Annotated in this window: 8 protein-coding genes; 3 read left to right on the top strand and 5 right to left on the bottom strand. The window is 67.3% G+C overall.

Annotated features, from left to right (window positions below):
• Positions 1-195 precede the first annotated feature (195 nt).
• The 4 genes from ACWGI8_RS38800 to ACWGI8_RS38785 form a co-directional block, all read right to left on the bottom strand.
• Complete coding sequence (locus tag ACWGI8_RS38800; protein ID WP_453668146.1) at positions 196-426, bottom strand: VOC family protein; 231 nt, start codon at positions 424-426, stop codon at positions 196-198.
• Between the two features lie 507 nt (positions 427-933).
• Positions 934-1,305, bottom strand: a complete 372-nt coding sequence (locus tag ACWGI8_RS38795) for a hypothetical protein (protein ID WP_453668145.1) — start codon at positions 1,303-1,305, stop codon at positions 934-936.
• A gap of 547 nt (positions 1,306-1,852) precedes the next feature.
• Positions 1,853-2,065, bottom strand: coding sequence for a hypothetical protein (locus tag ACWGI8_RS38790; RefSeq protein WP_453668144.1), 213 nt, complete (start codon positions 2,063-2,065; stop codon positions 1,853-1,855).
• Between the two features lie 157 nt (positions 2,066-2,222).
• Positions 2,223-2,417, bottom strand: a complete 195-nt coding sequence (locus ACWGI8_RS38785) for a hypothetical protein (protein WP_453668143.1) — start codon at positions 2,415-2,417, stop codon at positions 2,223-2,225.
• A gap of 164 nt (positions 2,418-2,581) precedes the next feature.
• Between ACWGI8_RS38785 and ACWGI8_RS38780 the strand changes: the two genes are divergently transcribed.
• From ACWGI8_RS38780 to ACWGI8_RS38770, 3 genes are read left to right on the top strand one after another with little or no spacing between them, the layout of a single operon-like run.
• Positions 2,582-2,839 (top strand): hypothetical protein, encoded by a 258-nt coding sequence (locus ACWGI8_RS38780; RefSeq protein WP_453668142.1) that lies wholly within the window; start codon positions 2,582-2,584, stop codon positions 2,837-2,839.
• Positions 2,814-3,347, top strand: coding sequence for a DUF6879 family protein (locus ACWGI8_RS38775; RefSeq protein ID WP_453668141.1), 534 nt, complete (start codon positions 2,814-2,816; stop codon positions 3,345-3,347). Before ACWGI8_RS38780 ends, ACWGI8_RS38775 begins: the two co-directional genes overlap by 26 nt.
• Before the next feature lie 25 nt (positions 3,348-3,372).
• Complete coding sequence (locus ACWGI8_RS38770) at positions 3,373-4,224, top strand: helix-turn-helix domain-containing protein (RefSeq protein WP_453668140.1); 852 nt, start codon at positions 3,373-3,375, stop codon at positions 4,222-4,224.
• On the opposite strand, the gene ACWGI8_RS38765 is transcribed toward ACWGI8_RS38770, so the two are convergent.
• Positions 4,196-4,876: a hypothetical protein gene (locus ACWGI8_RS38765; RefSeq protein ID WP_453668139.1), complete on the bottom strand. Its 681-nt coding sequence runs from the start codon at positions 4,874-4,876 to the stop codon at positions 4,196-4,198. The two genes, ACWGI8_RS38770 and ACWGI8_RS38765, sit on opposite strands and share 29 nt — an antisense overlap.
• Positions 4,877-5,237: the final 361 nt, after the last annotated feature.

Below are 5,237 nucleotides of genomic sequence, written 5' to 3'. Positions count from 1 at the left end.
CTCATACTGGGCGTATTCGGGCGATCCGACAACGCAGCGAGGTGCCGTAGCTGTCGTCGTGCGCCCGCCGGGGATTACGGGACAGCCCTTAGTCGCGCGACTGAGTGCGCAGGGGATGCTGGGTGGCTGTACCCGGCTGGGGTGGATCGGGCGGGGCCGTGCGTCGTGTGATGGGCCGAGTTGAGTGCTGTGGGGTCACAGGCTGTGGGCGATGGGGTGCAGCGGTTCGTACAGCGGAAGTTCGGCGCCGCTGGGAAGCCGGATCGCAGTCAGTTTGCCCCAGGGCTGTTCGCTTACCGGGCGGGTGATCTCGACGCCCTTGGCGCGGAACTCGCCGAGTTGGGAATCCAGGTCGTCGCACATCAGGTAGAACTCGTGCCGGGGTGGGCCATCGGCCGGGTGCACGGCGACTTCGGCTGGGGGCAACTTGAAGATGAGCCAGCCGCCCCCGCGTCGACGCCGGGGAAGTCGAGGACGTCACGGATGAAAGCACGGTCCGCCTCGGCGTTCTGGCTGTAGAGGATGACATGTGCACCGCTAATCATGGCTAGCTCCTTTCATCGACGTGCTGACGGTCGCGTCTCCGGCATCCTGGCACGCCAAGGTCAAGAAGATCCTCGACTGGGTGCGATGACACGGCGAACGAGTTGAATGGCAACGGACAACTGGGGGTGTGACCCCGCCGCGGTAGTGCCGACCTTTCGTGTCAACGAACCGCTGTCTCATCCAACCCAATCCACGCTGGTCAGCGTCATACGGACGACCAACTTCGTTGAGACGGGACACGTGCTGTAGACCGTTCTGGCATGCGCCCCGGGAATGGCTCCACACCTGTTCTACGGGGGAGAGTGGCCCGTCCGTCGCGACGAGTCCGCAATGGCAGAGCCCCGGCCGGCCGACGGGGGACGGCGGGCCGGGGCGGTCTCGCCGCTGCTACGGCGGCGCCGGGCAGGCGTAGCCCTCGCGCGGGCATACGACCAGTGTGCGGGACACGTAGCGGCCACGCGCCGAGTAGTACCCCCATACGACGTCGGCGCCGCGGTCGAGACGGTCACGCGCATGTGCCAGCTGCGCTTCGGCGGCGAGATCGTGAGGCCCGCGCTCGTGCTGCTTCAGCTCGCCCTCCAGCCAGGCATACGCCTGCTCTGCGCCTGCGGGGAGGTCGAACGTGTCCACGACGTGACTGCGGGCCTTCAGCAGCCAGTGAGCTGTCTCCAGCGGGGGCGTTGGGTTGGCCGGGTTGGTGCGCTCGCTGTCTGCGGGCCGCTCGTGTCCGGTCCATGAGTGCGCGTGCCAGTGAGCCATCCCGTGTCCCCTTCCTATGGATGGCCCGGCACCCCGGCGGGTGCGGGCCGATGGTGCGTCACTCAGCGAGCGTCAGCGGGTCAGGTACTGGCGGCCGTCGTCCGAGTCGCCGGTGGGCGGGTTGCCGCCCTTGCCGTCGTCCTCGTCGCCGCCGTTCTTGACCACATCGAGGCGATTTACCGCATGGTGACCTCCGGGTGTGCTGTCGACAGGGAGTCCGTCTCCGTGTCGTCGTGCACTTGCGATGGACCCGCCCATGGGGTTGGGCCCGGCCCCGTCTCGGTCACGGTCCGGCCAGGAATTCGACCGGGACGGGGATTTGGGCCCGCTCTGGCCACATACGCAATGAAGGCCCGCCCGGATCGGCAGAGCGTCCAGGCCTGTTGCAGGGCCACGGGGCCAGAGCGAGTGTCTTGGGAGCCCCGGCCGGCTGGGACGGGACTCCGGCCGACCGGGGCCAGGCAGCGGGCGCCCTGTACTGCTCGCCATCGGACGCCTCGCTTCACCGCAGCGCGCGCCCTCACCGACGGGAACGCGCGTGCGGGGTTCATGGGCAGGCCCACACCTCGGTATCGAGGACGTGAGCACCATCCCGGCCGAAGGCCTTGCCGCGCGAGACGGCCCCTGTCGTGAGGGGCTTGCCGCAGGCGAAGCAGGCCCGGCCGGCGTACTGCTCCAAGGTGAGGGACTGCACGGGCGGTACTGGCCGCTCTCGGCAGGGCAGGGCGGTCGGCAGCCACACGACGTTGGGCGCGCTCACTGCGGCTCCGGTCCGCGGTTCGGCCAGCGAGCTGGTGTGTAGTAGTCCTCGTGGTCCCCGCGGTGCTCCGGATCGCGAGTGCAGCGCGCACGGCCGCCCTGGAACGAGGCCCAGCAGTAGCCGTTCCACGACTTACCGGTCGTGTTGGGGCGCGGCTTCACGACGGGTCCCGGAGCGGCTTGAGGCCGCGTTGCTCGCGGCACGGCGCGCACGCGTACAGCGCCACCGGCGCACCGGACGACCGCTCCCCGTACTGGACCAGCTCCGCCGTCTCCGACGAGCCACGGTGCCAGTGACACCAGCCAGGATTCGCCGCGTTGACGGCCGCGGCAGGCCGGGTTCCCGTCTCCATGACCAGGACCGTAGAGAAGTGATGTGCACCACGCCCAGTGTTGTGCATGGATGTGCGTGCAGCTTTATGGACGGCGAGACATGGCCACTTCTCGCCCTTGACCACCTGTTGGTCCCAAAGCAGATTGATGCACATCAACGCACATGCCAAGGGCGGAGGCAGCCATGGCTTTACAGTTCATCGGTATCGACCCGAACACAGGTCAGAGCGGATCGCCGACGGCGTGGGTGGACCTGGAGAACGCGGATATCGTGCTCCAGAGCTATGCCGCCGACGACGAGACCCGGGCTCAGTGCGCGGAAAACACGGCGCCGGGACACGCCAAGGGAATCCCAGACCACGAGACGGTCATCCGTATCCCCGTCCACCTGGTGCCCATGCTGAGGGAGGCCTGTGATGCCGCAGAACGCGCCAAGCTTTAACGACCTCATGGAGGCGGCCCAACACTCCGCTGTCCACCTGGAAATGCGCGACGTCTACGGAGTCGGCGACGAGGCCCAGGACTTCGCCACCTGGATCGCGACGGGCCAGCGAGACGCCGACCCTGGCTCGGAGTACTGGACCCCATGGGTAGATCTGATCTCCCGAGCCGTCGCGCGCGGCGTCGTCGTCCGGCGCGCCCGTGTCGTGTCCGAGCCCGTCACCGACTACATCCGCTACGAGCACGCCGGGACCACCGTCAACGTCCACGCTGGCGAACAGGTGCAATGGCTTCCCAGGCGGCGCGCCTCTGACCTGATGCTGCCTGGCAACGACCTGTGGATCTTCGATGGCGCATCGGTGCTGTTCAACCACTTCACCGGCGACGGGAACTGGGCTGAACCCGGACTCGAACTCCGCACCGAACCGAGTGTCGTGAAGCAGTGCGACGACGCCTTTGAGGCCGTATGGCGCCGCGCCATCCCGCACGACCAGTACGAGATTCGCTGACAGAAAGAACTGGACAGGCCAGCTCATGCCCATCTCACCGTCGTCCGCAGCGCAGGTTGCCCGCGAGAACGTCGCGCGGCAGCTACGTGATCTACGGAAGGACGCCGGTCTCACGGTGGTTGAGCTGGCCGTTCAGTGCGGATGGCACCATGCGAAGTCATCGCGGATCGAGAACGCCAAGACGCCACCGTCGCCGACGGACATACGCCTCTGGTGCCGCGCGTGCAACGCGATGGACCAGGCTGCCGACCTCATCGCGGCCTCCCGCCACGCAGAGTCCATGTACACCGAGTGGCGCCGCCGGGTTCGAACTGGCCTGAAACAGCTGCAGGACAGCTACGTGAGCCTGTACCGGTCGACTGGCGTGTTCCGCGTGTACTCGCCGACGCTGGTGCCCGGACTACTCCAGACCGAGGGCTACGCTCGAGCCCTGCTGAGCAGCAACGCGCGTTTCCTCGACGTCCCGGACGACGGAGCAGAGGCAGCAGCTGCCCGCGTTGAAAGATCGCGGGTCATCCACGAACCCGGACATCGCTGCGTCCTACTGATCGAGGAGGCCGTGCTCTATTACCAACTGGGCACTGCCGAGGAGATGGCGGCGCAGCTGGGCTACCTGCTGACCGCTGGTGCCTTGCCTGCTGTCTCTCTTGGAATCGTCCCGATGGCGACGAGTGAGCGGGCGATGTGGCCGCAGGAGACATTCCATATCTACGACGACAATCTCGTCTCGGTCGAGCTCCTGTCGGCGCAGGTGAACGTCACCCAGCCGTCCGAGATTGCCATGTACCTGAAAGCGTTTGAGCAGCTACGCAGCATGGCCGTGTACGGCGCCGAGGCCCGGGTGCTGGTCACGAAGGCGATTGACGCCCTGCACTGACCCCGAACGCATGCCCCTCCCGCGCACGCAGCGCGAGAGGGGGCCGGCGGCTGGGCGGCGGGGTCAGCCCAGGATGTTGATCAGATACCAGGTTGGCGCAGCAATTCGCCGTCCTCAGCGGCGGCGTGGCCTCCAATGCGGCCTGGACAATGGAGAACAGGATGCCGTGCCGGTTCGCGATGCTCTTCGGGTTCGCGGGCCGGCGCACCCACTTCTCGGGGTTCTCCGCGTTGCGCTCGCCCTGCTCTTGGGACCTCACCCAGTCCTGAACATCGAGCGCCGTGATGTTGCAGATCGTCGCGGGGTGGACTTGACCGTACTGGTCGGTGTGCCGCAGCAGCGACAGATGCCGACGCAGCTCCCGCCGGTAGTCGGACCGCGTCCGCTCCTCGATGCCGGTGAGCCTGTCGATGTACTGCTCGGCCCACTTGGTGAACGGCATGTCGCCGTCCTGCGCGTCAGGCTCGACGAAGCCGCGCCCACGGACCCAGCCGTACGGCCAGACCCCGCCGTGCGCCTCGACGAGCCCTTTGAACTGTTCGGCGTGCTCGCGCTCACCGAACTTCTCGGACTGCCACTCGCCACCCTGGCGCCACTTCACCTGATAGGTGGTCGTCCCGCCCTTGTTGCGGCGTTCCACGATGCTCGCCATGGCGGGACCATGCGCCGGCATTCTCTTGATCTTGTTCCCAAGGTGTTCCCGAAACTCAAAACACGATCGGCCTGTGACCTCTGTGCGAAGGTCACAGGCCGATCGCTCGGGAACGCAGTGCGGGACCGTAAACCGCACTGTGCGCCCTGGCATACGGAGCCGTGAAGCGGGGAAGCGGTGAAGCTCCGACGTTGTTGCCGCCCGACGGTGCGAGGCTGGCGCGACAGGACGTTCGCGCCGCCGGGCGGAGTTTTTGGTGTTCCCCGGCCCCGGAGCCGACGGACGGAGTCCGGCGCAGCCGTCCGAAGCCTGTGAGGCCCCCTGGGGCCGAGCAGTGCGAGGGCGGCGTGAGGGATTGGTC

Source organism: Streptomyces sp. NPDC054841, from assembly GCF_053611045.1.
This window is presented reverse-complemented; position numbering and strand designations above follow the sequence as displayed.